This window comes from Thiothrix eikelboomii (assembly GCF_900167255.1).
GTDB classification, from domain to species: Bacteria; Pseudomonadota; Gammaproteobacteria; order Thiotrichales; family Thiotrichaceae; genus Thiolinea; species Thiolinea eikelboomii.
The window spans coordinates 72,419-98,219 of sequence record NZ_FUYB01000011.1; the positions used below are offsets into that span (position 1 = coordinate 72,419).

Genomic DNA, 25,801 nt, shown 5'->3' on the forward strand with positions numbered 1-25,801 from the left:
CACTCACCTCATGTCGTGCTGGCAGATGCCTTAAATTTAACACGCCTTCTTCTATTTTTGTACTCAATCTTTTTAAAAATTGTATACAAAATTATAAAAGTGCATACTCTAACCGTGCAAATCACCCCAAGCCTCGGTTCGGTTAGTGGGGGCACGGGGCTTGCACTCTTACCTCTACTTACTCACCACAGAAGGTATTATCATGTCCGAGTCTATTCATCCTGTTGACGAGATTCTGCCTATTAGCCGACTGGCTACTTTAGGCTTGCAGCATGTCTTAGTCATGTATGCTGGGGCCATTGCCGTGCCACTCATTATCGGCAAAGCACTACAACTCTCACCCGAACAAATTGCGCTCTTAATTTCAGCCGATTTATTTGTCTGCGGTGTTGTCACGCTGATTCAATCTTTTGGAGCGACCACGTGGCTAGGGATTCGCCTACCGGTGATGATGGGCGTAACCTTTGCCGCTGTAGCCCCCATGTTAGCCATTGCCAAAGCCACACCCGGCCTTGAAGGTGCGCAACAGATCTTTGGAGCAGTGATTGGTGCAGGCATCATTTCAATACTTATTGCACCACTGGTCAGCCGTATGCTGCGCTTTTTCCCTCCGGTGGTCACGGGCACGATTATTACTATCATTGGGATTAGCCTGATGCGGATTGGTATCAACTGGATTTTTGGTAATCCAGTAGGCCCCACTGCACCTTTAGTTATCAACCCTGAACACAGCGCTTGGTTAGCCACCACTCAAGCTGCAGGCACTGCACCTCCAGCGGGTTTAAATATCGCTCCATCTCTGCCCAACCCACTCTATGCTCCCTTATTAAATATTGGCATTGCAGCCTTCGTACTGATTAGCATTCTCTTAATTACTAAATTTGTAAAAGGTTTTTTTTCTAATATCGCTGTACTCTTAGGCATTATCCTCGGGGGTATTGTCACTGCGGCTTTAGGCATTATGCATTTTGATAAAGTTGCGAATGCACCGTGGTTTGCTTTAGTCACGCCCTTTCAGTTTGGTATGCCCATTTTTGATCCGCTGTTAATTCTCACCATGACCCTAGTTATGATCGTAGTGATGATTGAATCGACGGGGATGTTTTTAGCCTTAGGTGAAATGACGGGCAAAAAAGTGGATCAAGCAGCACTCACTCGTGGATTAAGAACCGATGGGGTTGGCACTTTACTCGGTGGGATTTTCAATACCTTTCCTTATACCAGTTTCTCGCAGAACGTCGGTTTAGTGGCAGTCACAGGTATTCGTAGCCGTTTTGTCTGTGTAGCCGGAGGCTTAATTTTAATTGCACTCGGTTTAATCCCTAAAATGGCGGCTTTAGTGGAGTCTTTACCCACGATGGTCTTAGGTGGTGCAGGCTTAGTTATGTTTGGGATGGTAGCCGCGACGGGGATTCGGATTCTGGCCAGCGTCGACTTCAAAACGAATCGCTATAATGCGCTAGTCGTCGCCATTTCAATTGGTATTGGCATGATTCCACTGGTTGCACCTAATTTTAAGCAATGGCTGCCACACAGCATTCACCCCTTAATCGAATCGGGGATTCTTTTAACTTCATTTAGTGCTGTTTTATTGAATTTATTCTTTAATGGTACACACCAAAACACCAGCGCCCATATTGAAGCAAGTAGCCAAGCAGAAACGCTCTAGGCCTAATGGCGAATTAGCAAGCTCTTAACTGCTAAGAGCTTGCCGTTTAAACTTCAACTATTTCGGTAATTTACCTTGTACGCCTTTCACGTAATAATCCATTTTTGCTAAAACTTCATCCGTGATTGTACTACCCGCAGCGACGGTTTCTTTACCGTCTTGATCAACTACTGGGCCTGCAAAGGGATGTAAGCTACCTGCTGCAAGAGCGGCTTTAGCTTGTTCCACTTTATCCGCGACCTCTTTAGGTACTGCGGCATTTAGGGGCGCTAAATTGATCATTCCCTCTTTGACACCGCCCCAAATCGAAGTAGGCTTCCAAGTTTTATCTAAGACTTGTTGCACTTGATCAGTATAAAACTTTTCCCAGTGGTGCGTGACAGCGGTTAATTGTGCCTTGGGGCCATATTTCGACATATCCGAGTGATACGCAATCGCATATTTACCCTTCTCTTCGGCCGCCACCACGACTGCTGTCGAATCGGTATGATGTGTCACCACATCAGCCCCTTGATCCATCAACGCCACGGCTGCTTCACGCTCACGACCAGGGTCAAACCATGAGTTTACCCAAACTACTTTAACCTCAATATTCGGATTGACTGTTTGTGCACCCCGCGTAAAGGCATTGATCCCCATCACTACTTCAGGAATAGGGAAAGCGGCGACATAACCGAGGGTATTGCTCTTAGTCATCGAACCTGCAACGATCCCTGACAAATAGCGCCCCTCATAAAAACGCGCATTATAATTGCCTAAATTGGCTTCGGTTTTATAACCGGTGGCATGCTCAAAATGGGTCTCAGGAAAGGTTTTGGCAACTTTCAACATCGGATTCATAAAACCGAAAGAAGTCCCGAAAATCAATTTATTCCCACCCGCTGCCATTTCACGAGTAACCCGCTCAGCTTCTGCTCCTTCAGGCACACTCTCCACGTATTTCACTTGGATTTTATCGCCGAACTTTTCTTCAATGGCTTTGCGGCCCAAATCATGTTGATAAGTCCAGCCCGCATCCCCAATCGGGCTAACATAAATAAAACCCAGCTTTAAGGGTTCTTCCGCCATCGCAGTCCCCGTTACCACGCAGCTTGCTAATAGAAAACTACTCGCAAACGCTTTAAAACGCTGCGCAAATACCGCTTTATTCATACCATTAACGCTCCCAAAAGCTTCAGTGAAGTTCGTTATGCCAAGGCTGACCTAAGGAGGCGGGCGCATTCAAACGAATCACCCCCGCATCCCGCGAAATCAACACCAGCACAACAATGGTTGCCAGATAAGGCAACATAGATAAAAACTGTGAAGGCAGCTCCACGCCCAAACCCTGAGCATGGAATTGTGCAATTGTCACTCCGCCAAATAATAAGGCGCCGATTAAAACCCTCCCAGGTCGCCAAGTAGCGAAGACCACCAAAGCTAAGGCAATCCAGCCCCGTCCTGCCGTCATACCTTCTGCCCAAAGTGGCGTATACGCAAGTGATAAATAAGCACCCGCCAAACCCGCCATTGCTCCCCCGAATAATACCGCAAAATAACGAATCCGAATCACACGATAACCTAAAGCATGGGCAGAAGCAGGCGACTCGCCCACGGCACGCAGAATCAAACCCGCCCGGGTTTTATATAAAAACCAAGCAATCACCATAAAAGCCACTAACGCTAAATACACTAAAATATTATAAGAAAATAATAGTTTGCCCAGTATAGGTATTGAGCTTAATCCCGGAAGACTTAAGTTTTTAATCCCATCCAAGGCCACACTGGTATAAGCTTGCCCAACGAATGCACTTAACCCCACTCCAAAAATTGTCAAAGCCAAACCGGTTGCGACTTGATTTGCCATTAAACTCAAGGTGATAAAGCCAAAAATCAGCGCCATTAACGCCCCTGCTGCCGCACCAACAATCGTCGCTAACCATAAATAACCTGTTTCTGTGGCAACAATAAAAGCACACAAGGCACCCACAATCATCATGCCCTCAACCCCAAGATTGAGTACGCCTGACTTTTCGACAACCAGCTCGCCTAAACCGGCAAAAATCAATGGCACAGCGGCGGCTACGGTGGCAACTAGGATTAAAATCAGGGTATTCGTATCCATTACGGTGTAACTCCGACGGCAGACTTATGCGTCCAACGCAGCCGAAACTGAATCAGGACATCGGTTGCTAATAAGAAAAACAATAACATCCCTTGAAAGACACCACTGACGGCCGCTGGTAGTGCTAATTGCATTTGTGCAGACTCCCCACCTAAATACAGCAAAGCCATTAATAAGCTGGCTAAGGCAATTCCTAGCGGATGCAACCGCCCCACAAAAGCTACAATAATGGCTGCAAACCCATAATTAGGCGAAATCGGCATCAAGAGTTGCCCAATCGGTCCTGCCACCTCCGCTGTACCTGCCAAGCCCGCCGCTGCACCCCCTGCTAATAAACCGAGCCACACCATTTTTTTCTGCTTAAAACCTGCATACAAAGCCGCTTTTGGCGCTAAACCAGACACACGCATTTGAAACGCCGTTAAGCTCCAGCGAAAAAACACCGTAGCCACCAGCAAGGCAACTAAGGTGATCAGCACTCCCGCATGTACTCTTGTCCCTTCAATCAAAATCGGCAATAAAGCGTTGGATTCAAACATCTGCGATTGTGGAAAACCATAACCATCAGGATCACGCCAAGGTCCATGAATTAACCAACTTAAAATTAAATTAGCCACATAGACCAACATTAAACTCACCAGAATTTCACTGGTATTAAAGCGGGTACGCAATAAAGCCGGAATACTCGCCCAAAACATCCCACCTAGCGCACCCGCGACCAACATCAAGGGCAATAAAATCCAAATACTCGTACTGGCTTGTAGCCATAAAGCGACACCACCAGCAGCAATCGCGCCCATTATCAACTGCCCTTCTGCACCGATATTCCAAATATTGGCACGAAAACCCACCGCTAAACCTAAAGCAATCAAGGCCAAGGGTGAGGCTTTGATTAATAACTCACCAAAGCCATACCAATCGTTGATCGGCTCAATAAAGAAAGCATGAAACGCTTTCAACGGCGGCTGACCTAACAGCGTAAATACAATCATGCCAACCACTAGCATTAAAGCCATCGCCAGCACAGGAGAAAGATAAATCATCACCTGTGAAGGTTCAGGACGTGGCTCTAAACGAATCATAAACCAACCCCTTGTTGTTCATGCGTATCTGCCGTATTTGCCATGAGTCGTGCACCGCCCATTAATAAGCCAATTTCCTCGATACTCGTCTGTGCGACCGGCTTAGCAGCGGATAACTGCCCTCCTGCGATCACCGCAATCCGATCACAAATCTCAAATAGTTCCTCTAACTCCTCTGAAACCACTAAGACCGCGACACCCTCTTGGCTTAAATCCAATAGGGTTTGGCGAATAAAACTCGCCGCCCCCACATCCACGCCCCAAGTGGGCTGCGCAATCACCAGTACCTCGGGGTTGAGCATGAGCTCACGCCCAACGATATACTTCTGCACATTGCCACCAGATAGACTTTTTGCAGCAGCCGTAGCCCCGCCTGCTTTGACCTTAAAGCGCTCAATACACGCATTGGAAAAGGCTCGAAGCTTAGGGTATTGGATAAAACCGTGTTTACTTAGGCCATTGGCATAACCTGTCAGCAGTGCATTCATCTCTAACGACATTTCAGGCACAGCCCCCCGCCCTAAGCGCTCTTCAGGTACGAAGCGTAAACCTAAACTGCGACGCCCCGCCGCATCTAATTGCCCAGCAGCTTGCCCCTTAATCAGTACAGCCTCACTTTGACCGGGCTTTTCACCACTTAAAGCATACAACAGCTCTTGCTGACCATTACCAGAAACCCCTGCGATCCCCACAATTTCACCCGCATGCACGGTTAATTGAATATGTGCCAGTGCAGTCCCAAACGGATCATCACTAGGGCGACTCAAATCATTGATCACTAAACGTGGCTCACCGACTTGACGCACTTGGCTACGTTTATAAGCTGGTAATTCTTTACCAATCATTAGCTCAGCAAGGCTTTTCGAGGTTTCAAGCTGAGGATTGGCGGTACCGGTGACTTGCCCCCCTCGTAAAACCGTCGCGGTATGGCAAAGCTCACGAATTTCGTCCAGTTTATGGCTGATATATAAAATACTACAGCCTTCTGCCGCCAAACGCCGCAAGGTCTCAAACAGTTTGCGGACAGCTTGTGGCGTCAGGACTGAAGTGGGTTCATCCATGATCAGCAATTGTGGTGCTTGCAATAAACAACGCACAATCTCCACGCGCTGGCGCTCGCCAACAGATAATAAATGCACTAACCGATCTGGCTCTAGCGGCAAACCGTAGCGTGTCGACACCTCTAGAATACGAGCAGATAATTCCTGAATAGCTTGCCCCGGTTCGAGGGCTAGGGCGATATTCTGTGCTACGGTCAAAGTATCAAACAGCGAGAAATGCTGAAAGACCATGCCAATCCCTAAAGCACGTGCTTGGGCAGGGCTACGAATATGCACGGTCTGCCCATTCCAGATAATCTGACCCGCATCAGGCTTAACTACACCATACACAATCTTCATTAAGGTGCTTTTACCTGCACCATTCTCACCCAGTACCGCATGAATCTCACCGGGCTGAACCACCAAATCAATCGCTTGATTCGCTACTACCGCAGGATAATGCTTGGTAATGCCGCGTAATTCTAAGCGAGGGGGCGTTTCATTATGATGCATAAGCGTGTTCTCCTAAGGCAGCACAGCCTGCTGCATGTAACTGCAATAGCTGTGCCGCAACACCAATGGCAATGGCAGCGGGCTGTTTAGCTTGGATCCCAGAGACACCGATAGGGCAGACTAAATTGGCTACTTGCTCAGCACTCAAACCCTGCTCGCTTAAGCGCTTCCGAAAACGGGCGGCCTTGGTAGCAGAGCCAATCAAACCGACATAAGCCAGATCAGAACGCGCCAATAAGTGAGCGCAAATCTCCAGATCCAGACTATGTTCATGGGTCATAATCAGGCAAAAACTGTGGGCGGGAACTTGAGTTGCTGCAAAAGCGGCCGGTGGTGTAACCCGACAATCAATACTAGCTTCTTGCTCACTCGCCAATTCTGGAAATAAAGCAGCGCGACTATCTACCCAAATAATGTGGCAGGCTAACAAGCGGAGGATTTGCACTAAGGCTTGGGCAACATGCCCAGCGCCAAATAAGACGAGCTTAAACTGTGGAGGACCTAAACACTCCACTAAATAGAATTCACCCGGAGTTTGCTCGATCAGTTCAATAGCAGCTTGGCGAGGTGTTACTGTCAACACCGTTCGTCCACGCCCATTATGCGGCCAACGGTGCGGATAAGCGCTTAATGTTGTCGTTAAGCCCTGCTGCCAACGCTGCAAAACGGTCTTAAGCCAAGTCACCTGTGTTGTGGGATAGGATTCATAATACAGGGTGGCCACCCCCCCACAACATTGATCTAATTGCGGCCCGAGGCTAAAGCTCTCAAGACAATTCATGGCTTGGTGCTGGCCTAACAAGGTTTGAGCACGCTGAATCGCTTGCCATTCTAAATGCCCCCCCCCAATCGTGCCGATACTGCCTTGCTCGCTCACTAACATTCTAGCCCCTACTTCGCGGGGAACCGAGCCTTGAGCTTTCACCAAAGTCACTAAAATGCAGGCTTGTTGCGCCTGCATAGCGGCTTGCAAGCCTCGAAGCCAATCAGGCAAGCCTTTAATAGAATATGTGCTTAGTGCTGGCATCGTAGAGCGTGGCCTTATACAGCGGAAGGTTGCTGGCAGATTGTTACAGTATTACAGCCTAGCGATGTATTCAATGGATTTCTAACTTGCTTCGCTTGTTCAGGGTATAGCTGCTTTAATCTGCCTACCAAGCTAACAGAATAACCAAACCGCATTCAAACTACTTGCTTTGTCTGAGTTAGGCCCTAAATTAGTACATATATCTAGGATAAGGCTTGTGTATGAATTGGTCTGAACGTGTTAGTGCTTGGGCGAATCCGAGTAAAAATCCAGAGCTAGCCCATGTGTTTGCTCAGCAGGCACAGTATTTACCAACCCTATGGCTCTTAGGTAAAACTGGGGCGGGTAAGTCCTCATTAATTCAGGCACTTACGGGCGATAGCAAGATTGATATTGGCAATGGCTTTCAGCCCTGTACTAAAACCGCTAAGGTTTATGATTATCCACAAGATAAAGCCCTGTTACGCTTTTTAGATACGCGAGGTTTGTCTGAAGCGGATTATGATGCCCGTGACGATATAGCCGCTTGCGAAGATCGTAGCCATGCCTTGCTGATCGTGATGAAAGCGGATGATCCCGAGCAAAGCGATGTGCTCAAAGCCCTCAAGCAAATTCGTGCCTCCGGTCGAATCAATAATTATCTCGTGGTGCATACGGGTATTTTGCAAGTACCTGACCCGATTCAGCGTCAACAAGCACTGGCTCATAATCAAGCGCAAGTGGAAGCGGTCTTAGCTAAACCACGGCCTCAAGTTGCTGTCGATTTTATGGCGGATGATCCCACCATCTCAGGCGTTGTTGCTTTAAAACAAGCTTTAATGGCACTCTTACCCATCCTTGCTCAATTCAGTGAATCCTTGCTAAATGCTAATCAGGAAGAAAAGAATTTTGAGCATCTAAAAAAAGAAGTTCTTTGGTATGCAGGGGCTGCTGCCGCGAGTGACATGTTGCCTGCTGTGGGCTTGGTGGCTGTACCGAGTATTCAAGGCAAAATGCTGCATAGCTTAGCAAATCAATACGCAGTGGCTTGGGATAAACAGCGCCTCACTGAATTTGCAGCCGCTTTAGGCGCAAGTTTTGGGGTGCAATATCTCACCCGCTTAGGCCTTCGCCAATTGGCCAAATTAATTCCAGTCTATGGGCAAACGATTGGCACGGCGACAGCGGCTAGTTTAAGCTTCGCAACCACCTACGCCTTAGGACGGGCGGCCAGTAAATATTTATATCATCAAACCCAAGGTGAAACTGTGGATGCCTCCGAGCTACAAAGCCTGTATGAACAAGCCTTAAGCGCCCTGTTGCCTAAGCCAACTAACCACGCTCACGATACCCCTCAAGATGCGCCAAACTCAGACCAGTCTTAGTAGTTTTTTACGCCTTTCTGAGCAAATTGCGCCCTTTATTGCGCTCTTGATTGGCATTCCAATTTTAGTCGTGGTGGGCTTTGGCATCGTATCAATTTATCGTGAGGGCTATCTGCTGGCCTTAGTCTTATTAATTACCCTCCTCACCTTTCTTGCTGCTATTCCCTTACTCTTCCTGCGCCGCCAAGTCAAAAAAAGGATGGATACACAGGACTTAACGAGCGAAGCTTGGGTAACAGCCTCGAAAAACTGGACACCGTTCGATTTGCAAGTCTGGTTACTGCTAAATACCCGTATTGAGGAGCAACTTGCCGCCAATGCGGATTGGTACATGCTGCGTAACTACAGTTTAGATTTAGCCACACTCGCGGCCACGCAATATCACCCTACCCGTTCACGCCGTGAACTCGCCTTTACTATTCCTGAAGCCTTGCGCATGACTGAGGAGGTGAGTCGGCGCTATCGGCTTTTGCTGATGCAACATGTACCTTTGGTAGAAAAGCTAAATTTATCAATGGTGCGCATGGTTTATGATCATCGTGATAAGCAGGAAACCCTACAGCGTGTCTGGAATATTTATCGGATTCTGCGAATTTTTACACCCGCAGGTTGGCTCGCTGAAGCACGCGGGCAGCTGTTGGATCATGTATTCACGGGTTTAAAAGATGAAGTTCAAGCCAAACTTAAACAAACATTGTTACAAGAAGTCGCCAGCGTAGTGATTGATCTCTACAGCGGGCGTTTTAAAGTCAGTGATGAAGAACTCAGTGCAAGTGAAACCTTAAAAGCCGACCAACAGCGCTTAGCTGTACCACTTGAACCCTTGCGAGTCTGTCTGATTGGGCAGGTGAGTGCCGGTAAATCCTCAATTATTAATGCCTTGCTTGGTTCGATGGTGGCAGAAGTCAATCAACTGCCTTCGACGCAAACCGCAACAGTGTATCAAGCCAAATTAGAGCCGGATTTAGAGGCCATGCATTTAGTGGATTTACCCGGTTTAGAGGGTAAGCCAGACAAGGATAATTATCTATTAGAACAAATGTTGCAAAGTGATGTGGTCTTGTGGGTGTTAAAAGCCAACCAACCGGCTCGCTCCTTGGATACCCATTTCAAAGCACGCTGGCAAGCTTGGCTGGATGATCCTAAACAACGCGCCCGCCGCCAACCTCTGCTGCTTGGAGTGCTCAATCAAATTGATCGCCTTGCCCCACAGCAGGAGTGGCAACCGCCTTATGATTTGCAAAATCCGACCACTCAAAAAGCACGCAATATCCGTGATGCCTTGGATTACAACCAAAACCTGCTGGGCTTTCAGTCGATAACTCCACTATCGGTGAGCGAAGATAAACCGCCGTATAATTTAGAGGCGCTAGAAAAGCTATTGGATCAATGCTATGAGCAAGGCATGCAAGTGCAACTGAATCGCCGTCGTCTTGAAGCGAGTGATAGTTTTTCAGTACAGGAGCAGTTTAAACGCGCTTATCGGTTGGGGAAATCCTTGTTTAGCTCAAGCCGCACTAACAAGACTGATACCATTAAATAAAATTTAATGGTATAAAATAATATTATCATTTATTTACATAATGAGATTGAAAATTAATCATCATACCTGATTTAATTTATTTTTTGTGTTGATTGTTTCTTAATTAATCGCTACATTTAATAAAAAACACTTTTGAAAAACTCTCTACAGCAATTAAATCACTCATAGTTCAGGAGTGTCGTTGATGAGTGTTCGAAAAATCATTGCCAATAAAGCGAAAATCGAGGGTGACTATTTAATTATCGAAACCTACTCACAAAAACTGCCTACTTTTTCTTTTGTTTTTCTCAGTCTTTCTATTAGTTATTTTGCTTACATTATTTATGCCCCCGCCCAGCCTACCCACCCTCATCTTGATCCTTTATGGATCTTGGCTATACTAGTCATTTCTATCTTAATAGCAGCGTCTGCTACAGGTAAAATTTTACGTCAAGTACCTGTAAAAGATATTGTTGAAATTAAGCATCACCCAAAGAAAAAAAGAGTTACCGTTCTTCTTAGACAGCAATAAACAAGCTAAACGCAATCAACCCGTTAAAAAACCCTGAGTGCTTTAAGTTTTTTAAAAAACAGGCACAAGCATTAGAATCTAGTGCCAGATAACACTTAAGATACGACTGATCTATTCTCACCAATTATACCTTAGCCCTATTGCCCCGCTCCAAATCTGACTGCGTTCAATAATCGGGCTATCGCTAATTTGTGAGTCATAAGCCGTAATAGCGGCATCACCGACTAAAGTGAGTCTGGGGCTTAAAGGCTGCTCGATTGCCAAACCTGCTCTAAAGGCAAAAGCCGCATCCGCTTGATAAGCGGGTCGACCAAGTTTGGCTTCATCCGCCTGCACGCCGACATAATAATCAGTAACTTTATCGGACAGCCATTGAAGCTCAGCATAAGGGCGGAAATTAGCTTGATAGGGTTCAGGATTAAAAGTATAGCGGGCTTTTAATTGCGTTCCTTTATGTGCAGTCATATCTTGGGCAAGATCAAATAAAGTCACCCCACTCAAAAGCTTCCACGCCCCTCCGACTCGCAGATTAATCGCACGATCTAGTTCATGCATATCACTTAAATCGGCACTATCACCGCGCTCATGATCCCATTCATCTAAACCCACCCCTACATAATACTGAGCACGTGGGGTTTTAATCAAAGCCAGCGCTGGGCCATCAATGGCAAAGCCTGAGCTATCTAAAATCACCGGCTTAACCCCCAGTTGTGCGTCCCCACCGACAAAAGGAGATTGGCGTGCAGTGACTGCTAAGCCTAAATCCCATTGTTTGGACGGCCCTTCGGCAACCGCTAAGCAGGGTAAGAGAATTAAACTAAGAACAGATAAATTTTTCATGACTTAACCTTTGCTCGTAAAGCTTCAATCGCCATTAACACCGCCTCAGGGGTAGCAGGTGCACGTAAACCGCTACTATGCTGATAATTGCCCACACTCTCTACCGCCTCTTTGAGGGCAAAAAACACTGACATTGCCAACATTAAAGGCGGCTCGCCGACAGCTTTGGAGCGATAAATAGTGGCTTCGCGATTAGGTTTTTTATCCACTAAATGAATATTAAAACGCTCCGGTACATCGCTAGCAACTGGGATTTTATAAGTAGAGGGTGCATGTGTACGTAACCGTCCCTGTTGATCCCACCACAATTCCTCAGTGGTCAGCCAGCCCATACCTTGTACAAAGCCACCTTCAATCTGCCCAAGATCCAAGGCGGGATTCAAAGACTCACCGACATCATGCAGAATATCCACTTGCTGCACCCGATATTCGCCGGTTAGGGTATCGACTTCGACTTCTGATACTGCTGCTCCATAAGCAAAATAATAAAAGGGGCGGCCACTCATGGTGAGGGGGTCATAGTGGATTTTTGGCGTTTTATAAAACCCCGTCGCGGATAAAGATACCCGATTAAACCAAGCCAAATGCGCCAATTCCGCAAAACTCAGCTCGGCTTTTTTACCTACCACGATCCGACCGACTTTGAATTCAATTTCACTCACGGGGAGTTGATAATGCGCCGCTAAGAAATCAAGCAAGCGCTGCTTTAAAGTACGTGCAGCGGCTTGGGCGGCCATTCCATTCAGGTCCGAACCAGAAGAAGCTGCTGTTGCAGAAGCATTCGGGACTTTTTCAGTGCTCGAAGCGGTGCAGCGGATCAGCTCCATCGGAATCTGTAATTCCTCTGCGACTACTTGCGCGACCTTGGTGAATAAGCCCTGCCCCATTTCAGTACCGCCATGATTAAGCTGCACGGTACCATCATTGTAAATATGAATCAGTGCACCCGCTTGATTCAAAAAAGTCGCAGTGAAAGAAATTCCAAATTTAACGGGCGTGAGCGCGATCCCCTTTTTCACCCATTGATGGCTTTGGTTAAAACGACGAATCGCAGCACGCCGCGCACGATATTGAGAGCGCTCAACTAACTCGTCCACTAACTCAGGGATAATATTATCCTCAACTTGCATCCCATATTGAGTGAGATCACGGACTCCCGCTTTGCCGTAGAAATTAGCTTGCCGCACTTCTAAAGCATCGCGCTGCAAATAACGGGCTATTTCATCTATGACATATTCAATCCCCATCATGCCTTGCGGACCACCAAAACCCCGAAAGGCAGTATTCGATTGTGAATTGGTTTTACAACGATAAGAAACGATGGCGACATTTTCTAAGAAATAAGCATTATCCGCATGAAACATACTGCGATCATTCACCGGTCCAGATAAATCCGCCGAAATCCCACAGCGGGCGGCATAATCCAATTCAATACCCTGAATCAGGCCTTGGGCATCAAAACCCACGCGATAACAAATATCAAAACAATGCCGCTTGCCCGTCAAAAGGATGTCATCATCTCGATCCACCCGATATTTAACTGCCTGCCCAGTTTGCTGAGCTAATAATCCAGCGACACAAGCAAAAAAACTCGGCTGACTTTCTTTACCGCCAAAGCCACCGCCCATGCGCCGACATTCAACAACAATATCTTTTTGCCTGCGATTGAGCACCGTGGCGACAACTTCTTGCACATGATGCGGATGTTGAGTACTACTGTGAATGAGGAACTGCCCATCCTCTTGGGGTAAGGCCAAAGCAATTTGCCCTTCTAGATAAAACTGCTCCTGCCCACCGAGTTGAAAGCGACCCGCTAATTGGTATTCAGCTTGCTCAATCGCTGGCTTGGCCGCACCACGCTCTAAAGTTTTCGTCGGTAATACAAATTGCTGTGCCGCTACCGCTGCACGAATATCGAGATTATGCGGCAAAACCTCATAGTCAATCTCTGCCAATAATACTGCTCGCCGAGCGGCTTCGACTGAAGTGGCAGCGACCGCAAAGATTGACTGACCTAAATACTCGACCTTATCTACAGCCAATACTGGCTCATCTTTTAAAGCTCCCCCTAAATGATTCTCACCCGGAATATCGGCTGCCGTCATCACGGCAATCACGCCAGCCGCTTCACGTACTCGAGTTAAATCAACACGCTTCAAACCTGCATGGGCTTGACTGCTCATACCGACAGCAGCATATAAAATACCTTTCGGCTCAGGCAAATCATCAATATAACGCGCCTCACCACTCACATGCAGAGCAGCACTTTCATGGGGAAACGCTTGCCCCACCTGTAGATGACTCATAGCTGACCCTCCACCTGCATAAAAAATTTACGCAATAAATTCGCAGCCACTAATGCGCGATAATCCGCACTAGCACGCAGATCGGTGAGCGGTTGGAAATCTTGCCTTAGTGCTGGGATAGCTTGCTCTAAGCAGTCAGCATTCCAGACTTGCCCCAACAGAGCCTGTTCAGTGTGAGTAGCACGCTTAGGAATAGCCGCCATCCCGCCAAACGCGATACGAATGGCAGTGACCTGCCCCGCCTCTCGCTCAAGTGCAAATGCTGCACACACCGCTGAAATATCCTGACCAAAGCGCTTAGCGATTTTCCAAGTACGAAAGATTTGAGCGGGTTTAGGTAAAGGTATTAACACAGCACGGATAAATTCACCCTCTCTCAAGTCCTGCTGTTGATAACCTAAATAAAAAGCCTCTAAGGCTAAATGGCGTATGTGCTGACCTTGCTGTAAGACTAGCTTGGCACCCAAGGCGATTAAAGCAGGCATTGAATCGCCAATCGGTGAGCCATTCGCAAGATTCCCCACCAGCGTACCGGAATTCCGAATTGGTAGCGAAGCAAAGCGCTCATATAAATCGTCTAGCTCTGGATACTCAGCGGTCAAAGCTTGATAAGCCTCCTCAAGGCTGACGGCTGCACCGATTTCTAACGCCTCCGAGGTCTTCTTGATCAGCGTTAACTCAGCCACTGCGCCGAGATAAACCAGTTTATTTAAATCGCGATGCTGTTTAGTCACCCATAAACCTAGATCTGTCCCCCCTGCTAATTTGCGTGCATCTGGCTCAGCTATTAAATAATCTGCCAATTTATTCAGCGTTTGAGGGGCAAAAAAACTAGCGTCTTCGTGCTGCAAATAGAGACTTGAATTCGAAGCTAGGGCTTGGAGTTGGGCGATTAATTCAGCCTGCCCTGTGCTATCCCCAACGGGTGCTGAAACCAGATCACGCTGCGTCGCGGGCAAGGATTCAGCATAGTGATACATGCGCTGCCCAGCTTCGAGAATCGGACGATAGCCCGTACAACGACATAAATTCCCTGATAAAGCCGAAGCAATGCGCTCACGGCTTGGTTGAGCTTGCGTTTTATACAGGGCAAACAGCGACATCACGAAACCCGGTGTACAAAAACCGCATTGCGAAGCATGGCAATCGAGCAAGGCTTGTTGTACCGGATGTAGAGTTTGCTGTCTTTTCAAGCTTTCAACGGTATAGAGACATTTCCCATCCAAGATCGGTAAAAATTGAATACAAGCATTAATAGCTCGATAGCGCAATCCACCTCGATGCAGATCAGCGACAACGACCGTGCAAGCTCCACAATCACCTTCTGCACAGCCCTCTTTCGTACCAGTACGATTCAAGTATTCCCGCAAAAAGCTCAAAACCGTCGTGGTAGGCTTAAGCGTATTCAGGTCAATGCGCTTACCATCCAGCATAAAACTTAGCTTATTGCGTGTGGCAGCTTGCATCAGTTAACTCCCGCGATAGGTCGAATAGCTCCAAGGTGAAGCCAACAAAGGCACATGGTAATGTGCATGGGGATCAGCGACTCCGAAGAGGATAGGGATCAAATCTAAAAAAGGGGGTTCGCTGACGGTATTAGGATTGCCTTTAGACCAGAAATAAGCACCCATGTGGAAGACCAGCTCCCAACTTCCCACTTCCAGCTCCACATCTGTGAGTAAGGGCTGATCACAGCGGCCATCATGATTGGTTGTCGCGGTTTTGATGAGAGTCCGTGTGCCATCATTCGCACAGCGATATAAGTGAATCTTTACACCAGCGGCGGGGCAGCCATTGGCGGTGTCTAAAACATGAGTGGTGAGCTTACCCATAACAGATTCCCGATGGTAATGAGCGACTTAAAAACTAAGAGCGCTCGTTTCAGCGCCCTTGTACCTAAAATTAGTTAGACGGTGAAATAGTAAAGGTGTATTCCGTAGGTTGGTCTGGCAAGACATTAATCACTTCCGTACCACTCATCGTTTGATAATTAATCCTGACCTGTACAGGCTGTGGGGGTACACGCAGCTCGGCCGAGGTGACATTATTAAAGGATTGAAGGGGTTGGCCTTGCAGTGTCATCACTGTGAAATTGACCCGTAACGGCTGACGATCCACGCCCGAAATTGCATATAAATGCAAACGTCCACCATTTTGCTGGGCAGGTGTCTGCGTGGGGGAGGTTATCCCCACTTGTGCGGGTGCAACTTGGGGTGGCACAGGTACAGCAGGTACGGGTTTTTGACCAATGATTTCAGCCGCTTCAAAGGCAAGCTCACTCACCCGCCCATTGCCAATTTCAATAATGCGGCTTTGCCGTAGACCTTGAATACCTGCCGTAATCTCATAGGTCCCTGCAGGCAAATTAATTTCACCCTGAGGTGCAGGACCAACAGTCGCTACTCGCTCACCTTGTTTATTACGAATCACAAAGCGGGCTTGCTCCGGTAAACCTTGCCCCGTATTTAAGCGTAAGCGTAACAAGCCTTCCGGCTGCACAGCAACAGGAGGAGGGCTAGTCTGTTGCACAGTAGCCTGAGCAGGCTGTTGAATAGTTTGTTGCACTTGCTGAGCAGGAGCAGTCTTCCCTGCCGGTGGAACCATAATCGTCTCACGGGCAATCCCATTAGCCGAGACTTGAAGTGTGCGTACCACATCTTGCCGCCCATCCACCTTCACTGTCACTTTATAAGCACCTGGTTCTAAGGAGAATTCTGCACCCTCCGCATAATTACTTTTCGCTACATGCTGACCATTTTGCTTTTGCACATAAATATTCGAACGAAGTGCTCGATTATTTTCAGCGGCACGCACAGAAATATAGACCTGGCCATTGGTATTGGTAGCAGCGGGGGGGCTAGGAGCCATGGGTTGAGCAGGACTCGTCCCAGCCGTGCTCGTGCCTGCTACGGCGGTACTTGGCATTTCAAAACGGGCATTGGTGAGTTTATCGGCATATACCTCTAACAAGCGGGAAGCTTCTTTACCATTCGCCCTCACTTTGGCTAAGTATTTGCCGGGGGGCAAAGAAAAATTCGTGGTATCACTGCCTGAGAAAGAAGCAACCTGTACACCTTCTGTGTCGTATACCAAAAACTCCCCATTCAATGCACCACTCGGGCTAGCATTATCTAGAATCGTTAAACCTAATTTCCCCATCGGTCCTTGTGCTAGCTCAGTAGGATTAGTATTCAGCGGCGTTGTTTGCGCATTAGGATCAGTCGTTGTGGGCAAGGCCGGCGTGGAAGTTGTCGTACCTGCTCCGGCTGGCGCTGCGGTCACGGTTGTTGTGTTCGGATCACTGGGCAGCGGATTAGTACCTGCATTGACTTGCCCAACCGATTCTTGTGGTTCACCTTCTAAGCTAATCACATCGGAGGGATTAGGCGTATTGCCGGGTAACGGGCGATCTTGGTTCGCAAGATTAGGCTCGGTGGCGGGTGAGGTAGTCGTAGGGAGCGTACCAGTGCCTAGTTCTGTACCTTCTCCGCCGACTATCACTGAGCTTGAGTTTGAGCCTGCTGAACCTGAGCCTTCCGGTAAAATCGGTGCATACCCAGTGTCTTGAGTCACCAGTTTATGGTCACTCATCATGCTCTTCACGCCAATGAAAGCAAAGATCGCCAGTACACCAAAAATAATCCCTGCAATGAGCAGTTTGCCTTTACTCATGTCCTTAATCACTCCTGCAATTTTATTTATTCGGCTATCATAGCTGAAATTCCTAGCCACACAGAATACCTCACTCATGAATAACAGTTTTCTTGACCGCTTTTCGCCTTATCTCTTATTGGTCTTGGCTGCAAGCTTCTGGGGAGGTAATTTCAATGTAGCCCGTGCCTTTAATGTAGAAATACCGCCGATGGGCTTATCGTTCTGGCGTTGGGCAGTGGCGGGTTTAATTTTATTGCCTTTGGTATGGCGGCCTATGCGGGCACAATGGACGGCTTTTAAACAGCATTTCCCTTTGGTACTTGCCCTAGGCTTATTGGGAGTGAGTGGCTTTAATACCTTAGTGTATTTAGGCTTACAGACCACTACTGCGACTAATGGCGTATTGCTCCAATCAGTGAATCCGATTTTTATTATTGCCTTATCCAGCCTCTTACTAGGTGAGTTTGCAAGTCCGCGTCAATGGTTAGGCATTCTTATTTCCCTCGTAGGTGTCTTGGTCATCCTGATTCAAGGTCAGCTTAAGCAGCTGGTTCAGCTGGATTTTCATACCGGTGATTTGATCATTTTAGTCGCTGTCCTCGATTGGGCTTTATATACCGTCCTGCTACGCAAGCTACCGAATGAACTCAAGGGTTTACCGATCTTAGGTTATACTGTAGCGATTGGTATCTTGGGAATCCTACCCTTGTATCTGTATGAAATTATCATGACCACTCGAAGCATGCCTTTGAATGGCATCAGTATTAGTAGCGTGCTTTATGTGGCGATTTTCCCTTCCGTACTTTCTTATTTATTCTGGAATCATGGCACACAACGCATTGGTGCCAATCGTGCTGGACAATTTGCCCATGTTGTGCCGATTTCAGGGATTTTAATTGCGGTCGTCTTGCTTGGCGAGAAACTTCATCTTTATCATTTATTGGGTATAGTGCTGGTTGCTGCGGGGATTGTACTCGCTAATTATCGGCAAGCTACTCGCTAAATGTTTAAAAAAACGCTTAACCCCATCAAAACTTTTGTTGTTTTATGGGGTTTATTGCTTGCATTGTTTAATAGTCAGTCGAGGAGAAATACATGTGTGATTTACACGGTTGCGGTACTCAAACCCAATTAGCCCCGATTAAACTGGACTCAACCCAACGGCGCTTATTTTTACAAGGTTTAGCTTGCCTACCTTTAGCCACAGTATTGGCCTATCCAGAGCTAGCGAAAGCCGCAGCAGCCAGCACTGAAGAAGTGTCGATTAGTTTAGAAATGGATACCAAGGTTCAAGCCTCCCTTGCTTTGCCCGCTGCAGAAAAAGCACCTGCCGTGATTTTAATTCATGAATGGTGGGGCTTGAACGATCAAATTAAAGCCGTCGCCGCTGAATTGGCCAATCTCGGTTATGTGGCTTTAGCGGTGGATTTATACGGCGGTAAAGTTGCGAGTACACCCGATGAAGCCAAAGCCTTAATGGGCGATTTAGATCCTAAAATTGCCAAAGAAACGATGGTTGGCTGGGTCGATTATTTAAAAAAACATCCACGGGTGAATGGTAAAGTCGCTACTTTAGGCTGGTGCTTTGGCGGTGGCTGGTCACTTAATACCTCAATTGCAACCCCTGTCGATGCAACCATTATCTATTATGGCAATGTCACCAAAACTGCAAATGACTTAAAAGCCTTAAATGGCCCAGTCTTGGGTCAATTCGGTAAACTTGATAAAAGTATTAACCAAGAAATGGTCAGTGGCTTTGAGCAGGAAATGGACAAGGCTGGCAAAAAAGATCGCTTAACCGTGTATTGGTATGACGCTGATCATGCATTTGCTAATCCTACAGGTGCACGCTATGACGAGGCCAATGCTAAATTAGCTTGGGAGCGTACTCTGGAGTTCTTAAAGACCCACCTAGGAACTTAGAATCTAGCCTTCAAAGGCGAGAACTGCGGGGTTGAAAGCCTCCGCAGGCTTAAAGATTTAATCTTCTTCGGCCTGTTGCAATACCTCACTAATCGCTTCTAAAAGCTGGATACCTTGTTGGGCTAGATCACGTGGAGTTTGCCCATCTTCATTTTTAATTTTCGAATCAGCCCCGCGTGCGACCAATAACTCCGTAACATCGACATAACCTGAACGCACGGCCAAATGCAATAAAGTATCTTGTGACTCGCCAGTAAGAATATCAGGGCTTTTACCTCGATCTAAAAATAAAGCCACAATCTCGGCATGACCATTCGCGACGGCACTGACCACACAACTATCTAAGAGTTGAGCACCATGATCAATCAAGACCTTCACTGCCTTGGTTTTACCCAACATACTCGCTGCACAGAGTATGGTTTGCCCTGTACCAGTAATTTGATTGACATTCGCACCTTGTTTTAAGGCTTCTAGAATCGGCTCAGGTTGGTCTGCTAATACGGTTTTGATAAAAGCCTCTTCGCGCCCACGTTGATCCTCAGAGCTGGTCTGCGGGAAACTAGGTTCGGATAAAACCAATAAGAGCAAAAATACAGAACGTATAGACGGCATCATTATCAAACCCTATTTTCTCAACTTATTCTGCTTAAAAAGCTTCCTTATCCTTTTAAGCATAGATGGATAAACCTAGAATACTGGGGCTTTTTCGGGTAAAAAGCAGTAAATACAGGATGAAAGGAAATTAGTTTTCACCTTGACAGAATTTGCTTGATCAGCAGTAGAGTGTGCAGCAAGCCGCTGATTTTCAATCAATAAAAACCCGCTAGCTGGATTGTATTTCACTGACTGTTAAACAACAGAATCACTGCGCCAATTCGCACCAGCACCTATTTTTAATATTTTAACCGTGCATAGAAGGTTTTTTGAGCGGCTGCCCGCGCCTCACCTAAAGTATGAATGCCTTTTTCTGCTAATAGGGGAATCATTTTCATAAAAATTTCTGCTGTGACCATTGCATCCCCCATCGCAGTATGTCGACCAATAATAGTGACATTAAAACGCTCAGCAATCGCCTCTAAACGATGTGATTCTTGATTAGGATGCACCACCGCTGAAAGCAATAAAGTATCTAAAACTGGATGGTCGAATACGACTCCTGTTGCTTTTTCTTTAACTTGAAAGCAGCGCAGATCAAAAGCCGCATTATGCGCCACCAAAATTGTTTCTTGGGCAAAGGTATGGAAAGCAGGGAGTACCGATTCAATCGTCGGCTGCCCTTTCACCATCTCAGGGGTAATCCCATGAATCGGGATGGTCTCTGGTGGAATCGTGCGCTTTGGGTCAATCAACTGTTCAAAAAACTCATGATACAAGAGTTTATTATTCACAATACGCACCGCACCGATTTGAATCGTTTCATCCCCTCCAGCAGGATTCAATCCCGTCGCTTCTGTGTCAAAGACCGTATAGGTCAATTCAGTCAGCAAACTATCATCCAAAGAGCGCGATAATTCAGAGCTTTTAAACAAATCAAAATCATAATACTCGGGCCGACTTTCACTGCGCAGGAAAGTACCTGCGGCTAATTCTTCTTGTGGCGTTGCTAAGGGTAACAAGAGCCGGAAGAAAGCGCGCCCAGTCTCTGCTTCACGCTCTACCCATGAATCACCACTATGCCGAGTGAGCACATCTTGCACCGTTAGTGACATGGTTTCCGTGCCAACTTTAATCTGCTCCATTTCCCAGCCAATTACCGCTTTAGTCCCCTCCTCCAAGGGTGACCAAAGCATATCCAAACAAGCACGCTGACCATTACTCTGTAAACGCAATTGTATGGTTTGCACTTGGCATTCGACCTGGAGTTTACCTGCTAAATGAATTAACGCTTGCAGCAAGGAAAAGCTTTCTACCTTCAGCCAGAGGCTGGTATCAACCTGATCCGTGCTCGCCTTGACTGGTAAGCTGGCCTCAATCCGGCGAATCGCCGCTTCAATTAAGTCTGCCCCAAGCATTTCCTCCAAAGGCCAACGTGAACGCAGGCTATTGGCTGAAGAAGTTTGCATTTCCTCAATGCGCTTACCGAGGCTATGAATTTCATCGCGTACTACACACAATAGGCGCTCACGCATTTCTGGCTCTAAGTCGGGATATTCTAAGACCTCCACTGCGGCTTGTGCATTGGCAATAGCAGCCCGACTCCCTTCAGTCAGTGAGTATAAAACCCGATCTTTTTCAGAATCCTCTTCAAAATCACGGGTAATATTATCCAACATCAAAACAAAACCCGTTACCTCATTGGTTTGAAGTGGGGCATCATCTGAGCCTTCTTCTGGTATTTTCACAGCACGGACAGGAGTCATTTGCACGCGCAGTAATTGTCCAGCCTGAGTCGTCGTGACGAATTGTGCAGAAGGCATCGCCGCACCCCGTTGCAAACGGTGCTGAATATTTTCTAAAGCATGAGCCACTAGTTTGCGATCAAATACACTATAAATCGAACGCCCTAAACCAATTAACTCTACCCCGCCCGCCACCGAAGGGGCTTTGGATAAAGCGCGAAACTGGGTGCGTGCCCGATTATTATAGAGCAAAATTCGCCCATCTAAATTGCAGACCACCACACTTTGGGTGAGTTCAGACATTAAGGCCGCTAAGCGATTTTTTTCTAATTCTGTATTCCGGCTGGCTTCTTGCACCCGCTGATCCATTTCTTCACGTAAGGCTTCGCGTTGCTCGACTAACTGATTAATCAATTCTGTGAGTTTTTTATTTTCTGGACTCCCATCAGGCACTAAGCTCCGCTTCACATCCGTGCCTAATAAAACCTGAGCATTTTCTAGTAACCGTGCGGGTGCTGTCATGAAATAGCGCACCAAATAGCCGAGTACCATCCAGACGGCAACCAAAGACACCGCCCACATTAAAAATAACAGCGCGATGCGCGGACCAATAGCCACCGCAGCAGCCGCACGCTCACTTTCCTCTAACGCAAGCCAAATCAAGCCACCCGAAACAAATAACCAAATTAAGCACACCACGCCAACAATGGTTGTACCGGCAATGATTCGCCAATCTGTTTTTTTCATCCCGCAGCACCTAATAGCTCTCGGACTTTTTGCGCTAATTCCTTAGTCGAAAATGGTTTTACCATATAAGCATCCGCGCCCAAAGCCAAGCCTTTTGCCATATCAGTATCACGTCCTTTGGCAGTCAGCATAAGAATAATAATATCGGCATTATCAGGATTGGAGCGAATTTCTTGGCAAACTTCAAAACCCGTTTTCTTAGGCATCATCGCATCTAAGAGCATTAAATTAGGCTTATCTTTAGCAACTGCATCAATCGCTTCTTGGCCATCATGGGCAACACTCACTTGATAACCTTCACGCTTCATTAAAAACTCAAGGGAAATTAAAATATTCTGTTCATCATCGGCAATTAATACCTTTGCACTCATGCGCTCTCCTCCTCTGTTCGCTCTAATTGCTGAGCATCCTTTAGGCGCGGTAAGAAAAAGCTAAACCGCGCACCTGCACCTAACTCCGACTCCAACCACATCCGCCCACCAAAATGCTCCACAATTTGGCGACTAATGGGTAAACCTAAACCTGTACCTTGTGGACGATCTGAAAATTCACCCGCTTGCCGGAACTTTTCGAAAACTTGTTCTTGCTCATTACTGGCAATACCTTTGCCATTATCTTGTACCCCCACAGTCACACCCTCAGTGGTATCCGTGATATAGACATCCACGATCCCCCCCGGATGGGGTACAAACTTAGCCGCATTCGATAACAGATTCAGCATGACTTGCATTAAACGATCAGGATCAGCCCGAATAGGTGCAATCTCTTCATGTTCCCCGTGCAAGTTCAAGCTCAAGCCATTTTCTAAATACATACCCGAAATACTATTGATTGCTTGTTTAACCACCGACTGAATATCAACATCACTGTTATGCCACTCTGCATGCCCTGCTTCAATCTTAGCCATATCCAAAACTTGATTGACTAAGCGGCCTAAGCGCTCAGCCTCACCGACTACAATTTCTAAGAACTGTCGCCGCTGCTCAAGATCCATTTCATCATCATCTAGCATCATTTCAGTGAAAGCACGGATGGAGGTCAGCGGAGTTCTCAACTCATGAGTGACCGAAGACATAAAATCGTCTTTGAGCTTATCCAAGCTCTTCAATTGCTCATTCGCAGCGCGCAATTCACTCGTTGCCTTTTCTAAGGATAGCGACTTTTCTTCCAAAGCTTTGGAATAAGCCCGAAGTTGCGAGGCTTCTTCCAAAATACGCATCACATCATCGAGATCGAGCTGCTCCTCCTCTACCACAGAAGCAACCATCATCCGCGCCGAACCCGTCCCAATCGCGCCCGCCAATTGGGTTTCAACATATTGGACTAATTGAGCATTCGCCGGAATATCTTTAGTCTGCGCCAAACCTAAGCGCCGCGCATACTCGGTGAATAAGCGCTCAGCCTTATCTACACCTAAAAACCGCTCCGTCAGATTGCGCAAATCCGATAATTTAGCGCGCCCTTGCCAAAATACCGGATGGGTGCTCGCAGTCCGCTCAAACACATCGACAAATAATAAAGCTTGGCTGGCTTCACGCGCTTCCGGGCGTGTCCACAAAGAGACTAGAACATAAGCGCTAATATTGGCGAATAAACTCCAAAATAAAGCATGGGTGAGATTGTCTAAACCTTGCAAACCAAACAGTTGCTCTGGCTTTAACCACGCTAAACCCAATAGACCATCCGTAACTAAGCCTGCATCCAGCCAACCTGACTTGACTAAAGACGGGAGCAGTAGGGTATAAATCCACAAGGCAAAACCCAATAATAAGCCTGCTAGTGCACCTTGGCGGTTACCGACCTTCCAATACATCCCCCCGAGCATTGCTGGGGCAAATTGAGCAACCGCTGCAAAGCTAATCAAACCAATACTAACTAACGCATAAGCCTCACCTGCTACGCGGAAATATAAATAACCCAGCAATAAAATCCCTAGAATTGCGACCCGCCGAATCATCAGCAGTAATCCAGTTAAATCACCGCTCGCCCGACTACCAAACCGCTCAGTCCGTAATAAAAAGGGCATCACTAAGTCATTACACACCATCGTCGACACTGCAATCGCCTCAACAATGACCATACCAGTCGCAGCCGATAAGCCACCGACAAACACAAACAAAGCCAACCATTCATAGCCATGCGCTAAAGGCAAGGACAGCACGAAATAATCAGGATCCGCTGCGCCTTGCCCGAAAAATAACAGACCACCCAAGGCAATCGGTAATACAAAAATATTAATCAGCAATAAATACAGCGGAAATACCCAACTCGCCCGCTTAAGATGGCGCTCATCCACATTTTCGACCACCATCACTTGAAATTGACGTGGTAAAAAAATTACCGATAGCATGGCGAGAATAATCAAAGCAAACCACTGCGGATAAGCAAACTCTTGAGTCCCTTGCCCTAGCATCAATAAAGGTTTGAGCTGGTCGTTTGCCAAAGCTTGGGCAAACAAATCCCCCATACCATTAAACACACCGTAGACCACGAACAGCCCAACCGCCAAAAAAGCGACTAATTTCACAATCGACTCAAAAGCAATGGCAGCCACCATCCCTTCATGGCGTTCAGTGGAATCTAAATGCCGTGTACCAAATATAATCGTAAAACCTGCCAAAGCCAGCGCGATATACAGAGTACTATCCCCTAACCATAGCCCTATTTCTTGGCGCGGCTCACCTAAAGGCGTGGTCAACATCGCATAGCCACTGGAAATTGCTTTCAACTGTAAAGCAATATAAGGCAGGATACCGACAATGGTAATGAGGGTAACTAAACTTGCTAAACTACGGCTTTTGCCATAGCGACTGGCAATAAAATCGGCAATAGAAGTAATCCGATAAGTTTTTGCAATGCGAATCATTTTGCGCAGCACGATCCAAGCTAAAATCATCGCCAGCATCGGCCCTAAATAAATTGGCAAAAACCATAAACCTGTGTTCGCAGCCCGCCCCACACTGCCAAAATAAGTCCAAGCTGTGCAGTAAACTGCCATTGACAAAGCATAGACCCAAGGACTGGCGATAATTGAGCGGCCTTCTGCAGCTCGCTTATCGCCAAACCAAGCCACCGCAAACAGGACTAATAGATATAAAAAGGAAACGGCAATAACGAGGCTACTAGAAATCATCGCTCC

Annotated in this window: 20 protein-coding genes; 6 read left to right on the forward strand and 14 right to left on the reverse strand. The window is 47.0% G+C overall.

Annotation, left to right across the window (positions count from 1 at the left end; translation table 11 throughout):
• Positions 1–202: 202 nt before the first annotated feature.
• Positions 203–1,669 carry a nucleobase:cation symporter-2 family protein gene (locus tag B5D50_RS11850; RefSeq protein WP_078922851.1) on the forward strand — a complete coding sequence of 489 codons (1,467 nt, stop codon included), beginning with the start codon at positions 203–205 and terminating at the stop codon, positions 1,667–1,669.
• A gap of 57 nt (positions 1,670–1,726) precedes the next feature.
• Here the strand turns inward: B5D50_RS11850 and B5D50_RS11855 are convergent, their stop codons facing one another.
• From B5D50_RS11855 to xdhC, 5 genes are read right to left on the reverse strand one after another with little or no spacing between them, the layout of a single operon-like run.
• Positions 1,727–2,821 (reverse strand): BMP family ABC transporter substrate-binding protein, encoded by a 1,095-nt coding sequence (locus B5D50_RS11855; protein WP_078922852.1) that lies wholly within the window; start codon positions 2,819–2,821, stop codon positions 1,727–1,729.
• 22 nt (positions 2,822–2,843) lie between these two features.
• Positions 2,844–3,773 (reverse strand): ABC transporter permease, encoded by a 930-nt coding sequence (locus tag B5D50_RS11860; protein ID WP_078922853.1) that lies wholly within the window; start codon positions 3,771–3,773, stop codon positions 2,844–2,846.
• Positions 3,773–4,855 carry an ABC transporter permease gene (locus B5D50_RS11865; RefSeq protein ID WP_078922854.1) on the reverse strand — a complete coding sequence of 361 codons (1,083 nt, stop codon included), beginning with the start codon at positions 4,853–4,855 and terminating at the stop codon, positions 3,773–3,775. Before B5D50_RS11865 ends, B5D50_RS11860 begins: the two co-directional genes overlap by 1 nt.
• The gene (locus B5D50_RS11870) at positions 4,852–6,408 is read right to left on the reverse strand and encodes an ABC transporter ATP-binding protein (RefSeq protein ID WP_078922855.1); all 1,557 of its coding nucleotides are present in this window, start codon (positions 6,406–6,408) and stop codon (positions 4,852–4,854) included. Before B5D50_RS11870 ends, B5D50_RS11865 begins: the two co-directional genes overlap by 4 nt.
• Positions 6,398–7,435 (reverse strand): xanthine dehydrogenase accessory protein XdhC, encoded by a 1,038-nt coding sequence (gene xdhC, locus B5D50_RS11875; RefSeq protein WP_078922856.1) that lies wholly within the window; start codon positions 7,433–7,435, stop codon positions 6,398–6,400. Before xdhC ends, B5D50_RS11870 begins: the two co-directional genes overlap by 11 nt.
• A gap of 221 nt (positions 7,436–7,656) precedes the next feature.
• On the opposite strand from xdhC, the gene B5D50_RS11880 reads away from it, so the two are divergent.
• From B5D50_RS11880 to B5D50_RS11890, 3 genes are all read left to right on the forward strand, one after another.
• On the forward strand, positions 7,657–8,799 hold the full coding sequence (locus tag B5D50_RS11880) for a YcjF family protein (protein WP_078922857.1): 1,143 nt from the start codon (positions 7,657–7,659) through the stop codon (positions 8,797–8,799).
• A complete protein-coding gene (locus tag B5D50_RS11885) occupies positions 8,774–10,342 on the forward strand; it encodes a GTPase family protein (protein ID WP_078922858.1) in 1,569 nt (522 codons plus the stop codon). The genes B5D50_RS11880 and B5D50_RS11885 overlap by 26 nt, the downstream gene beginning before the upstream one ends.
• Before the next feature lie 184 nt (positions 10,343–10,526).
• Entirely contained in the window at positions 10,527–10,853 is a 327-nt protein-coding gene (locus B5D50_RS11890) for a hypothetical protein (RefSeq protein ID WP_078922859.1), read from the forward strand.
• Positions 10,854–10,970: 117 nt separating this feature from the next.
• On the opposite strand, the gene B5D50_RS11895 is transcribed toward B5D50_RS11890, so the two are convergent.
• From B5D50_RS11895 to B5D50_RS11915, 5 genes are all read right to left on the reverse strand, one after another.
• The gene (locus B5D50_RS11895) at positions 10,971–11,693 is read right to left on the reverse strand and encodes a MipA/OmpV family protein (RefSeq protein ID WP_078922860.1); all 723 of its coding nucleotides are present in this window, start codon (positions 11,691–11,693) and stop codon (positions 10,971–10,973) included.
• Entirely contained in the window at positions 11,690–13,999 is a 2,310-nt protein-coding gene (gene xdhB, locus B5D50_RS11900) for a xanthine dehydrogenase molybdopterin binding subunit (protein ID WP_078922861.1), read from the reverse strand. The genes B5D50_RS11895 and xdhB overlap by 4 nt, the downstream gene beginning before the upstream one ends.
• The gene (gene xdhA / locus B5D50_RS11905) at positions 13,996–15,465 is read right to left on the reverse strand and encodes a xanthine dehydrogenase small subunit (RefSeq protein ID WP_078922862.1); all 1,470 of its coding nucleotides are present in this window, start codon (positions 15,463–15,465) and stop codon (positions 13,996–13,998) included. Before xdhA ends, xdhB begins: the two co-directional genes overlap by 4 nt.
• A gap of 3 nt (positions 15,466–15,468) precedes the next feature.
• A complete protein-coding gene (uraH, locus tag B5D50_RS11910; protein ID WP_078922863.1) occupies positions 15,469–15,831 on the reverse strand; it encodes a hydroxyisourate hydrolase in 363 nt (120 codons plus the stop codon).
• A 70-nt stretch (positions 15,832–15,901) separates the two neighbouring features.
• The gene (locus B5D50_RS11915) at positions 15,902–17,671 is read right to left on the reverse strand and encodes a hypothetical protein (RefSeq protein WP_078922864.1); all 1,770 of its coding nucleotides are present in this window, start codon (positions 17,669–17,671) and stop codon (positions 15,902–15,904) included.
• 76 nt (positions 17,672–17,747) lie between these two features.
• Here B5D50_RS11915 and B5D50_RS11920 point away from each other — a divergent pair, with 76 nt between their 5' ends.
• The gene (locus B5D50_RS11920; protein WP_078922865.1) at positions 17,748–18,656 is read left to right on the forward strand and encodes a DMT family transporter; all 909 of its coding nucleotides are present in this window, start codon (positions 17,748–17,750) and stop codon (positions 18,654–18,656) included.
• A 92-nt stretch (positions 18,657–18,748) separates the two neighbouring features.
• Positions 18,749–19,576: a dienelactone hydrolase family protein gene (locus B5D50_RS11925; RefSeq protein ID WP_078922866.1), complete on the forward strand. Its 828-nt coding sequence runs from the start codon at positions 18,749–18,751 to the stop codon at positions 19,574–19,576.
• 57 nt (positions 19,577–19,633) lie between these two features.
• On the opposite strand, the gene B5D50_RS11930 is transcribed toward B5D50_RS11925, so the two are convergent.
• From B5D50_RS11930 to B5D50_RS11945, 4 genes are all read right to left on the reverse strand, one after another.
• Positions 19,634–20,191 (reverse strand): ankyrin repeat domain-containing protein, encoded by a 558-nt coding sequence (locus tag B5D50_RS11930; RefSeq protein ID WP_078922867.1) that lies wholly within the window; start codon positions 20,189–20,191, stop codon positions 19,634–19,636.
• A 278-nt stretch (positions 20,192–20,469) separates the two neighbouring features.
• Positions 20,470–22,662 carry a 3'-5' exonuclease gene (locus tag B5D50_RS11935; RefSeq protein ID WP_078922868.1) on the reverse strand — a complete coding sequence of 731 codons (2,193 nt, stop codon included), beginning with the start codon at positions 22,660–22,662 and terminating at the stop codon, positions 20,470–20,472.
• The gene (locus B5D50_RS11940) at positions 22,659–23,033 is read right to left on the reverse strand and encodes a response regulator transcription factor (protein ID WP_078922869.1); all 375 of its coding nucleotides are present in this window, start codon (positions 23,031–23,033) and stop codon (positions 22,659–22,661) included. The genes B5D50_RS11935 and B5D50_RS11940 overlap by 4 nt, the downstream gene beginning before the upstream one ends.
• Complete coding sequence (locus B5D50_RS11945; RefSeq protein WP_078922870.1) at positions 23,030–25,795, reverse strand: sensor histidine kinase; 2,766 nt, start codon at positions 25,793–25,795, stop codon at positions 23,030–23,032. Before B5D50_RS11945 ends, B5D50_RS11940 begins: the two co-directional genes overlap by 4 nt.
• Between the last annotated feature and the right edge of the window lie 6 nt (positions 25,796–25,801).

Excerpts from the sequence above, each read along its gene's own strand:
- B5D50_RS11850 (WP_078922851.1), top strand. The coding sequence starts at position 203 with ATGTCCGAGTCTATTCATCCTGTTGACGAGATTCTGCCTATTAGCCGA.
- B5D50_RS11920 (WP_078922865.1), top strand. The coding sequence starts at position 17,748 with ATGAATAACAGTTTTCTTGACCGCTTTTCGCCTTATCTCTTATTGGTC.
- B5D50_RS11930 (WP_078922867.1), bottom strand. The coding sequence starts at position 20,191 with ATGATGCCGTCTATACGTTCTGTATTTTTGCTCTTATTGGTTTTATCC.
- xdhC (WP_078922856.1), bottom strand. The coding sequence starts at position 7,435 with ATGCCAGCACTAAGCACATATTCTATTAAAGGCTTGCCTGATTGGCTT.
- B5D50_RS11935 (WP_078922868.1), bottom strand. The coding sequence starts at position 22,662 with ATGAAAAAAACAGATTGGCGAATCATTGCCGGTACAACCATTGTTGGC.
- B5D50_RS11915 (WP_078922864.1), bottom strand. The coding sequence starts at position 17,671 with ATGAGTAAAGGCAAACTGCTCATTGCAGGGATTATTTTTGGTGTACTG.
- B5D50_RS11860 (WP_078922853.1), bottom strand. The coding sequence starts at position 3,773 with ATGGATACGAATACCCTGATTTTAATCCTAGTTGCCACCGTAGCCGCC.
- B5D50_RS11945 (WP_078922870.1), bottom strand. The coding sequence starts at position 25,795 with ATGATTTCTAGTAGCCTCGTTATTGCCGTTTCCTTTTTATATCTATTA.
- B5D50_RS11870 (WP_078922855.1), bottom strand. The coding sequence starts at position 6,408 with ATGCATCATAATGAAACGCCCCCTCGCTTAGAATTACGCGGCATTACC.
- B5D50_RS11940 (WP_078922869.1), bottom strand. The coding sequence starts at position 23,033 with ATGAGTGCAAAGGTATTAATTGCCGATGATGAACAGAATATTTTAATT.
- B5D50_RS11885 (WP_078922858.1), top strand. The coding sequence starts at position 8,774 with ATGCGCCAAACTCAGACCAGTCTTAGTAGTTTTTTACGCCTTTCTGAG.
- B5D50_RS11865 (WP_078922854.1), bottom strand. The coding sequence starts at position 4,855 with ATGATTCGTTTAGAGCCACGTCCTGAACCTTCACAGGTGATGATTTAT.
- B5D50_RS11880 (WP_078922857.1), top strand. The coding sequence starts at position 7,657 with ATGAATTGGTCTGAACGTGTTAGTGCTTGGGCGAATCCGAGTAAAAAT.
- B5D50_RS11925 (WP_078922866.1), top strand. The coding sequence starts at position 18,749 with ATGTGTGATTTACACGGTTGCGGTACTCAAACCCAATTAGCCCCGATT.
- B5D50_RS11855 (WP_078922852.1), bottom strand. The coding sequence starts at position 2,821 with ATGAATAAAGCGGTATTTGCGCAGCGTTTTAAAGCGTTTGCGAGTAGT.
- xdhA (WP_078922862.1), bottom strand. The coding sequence starts at position 15,465 with ATGCAAGCTGCCACACGCAATAAGCTAAGTTTTATGCTGGATGGTAAG.
- B5D50_RS11895 (WP_078922860.1), bottom strand. The coding sequence starts at position 11,693 with ATGAAAAATTTATCTGTTCTTAGTTTAATTCTCTTACCCTGCTTAGCG.
- uraH (WP_078922863.1), bottom strand. The coding sequence starts at position 15,831 with ATGGGTAAGCTCACCACTCATGTTTTAGACACCGCCAATGGCTGCCCC.
- B5D50_RS11890 (WP_078922859.1), top strand. The coding sequence starts at position 10,527 with ATGAGTGTTCGAAAAATCATTGCCAATAAAGCGAAAATCGAGGGTGAC.
- xdhB (WP_078922861.1), bottom strand. The coding sequence starts at position 13,999 with ATGAGTCATCTACAGGTGGGGCAAGCGTTTCCCCATGAAAGTGCTGCT.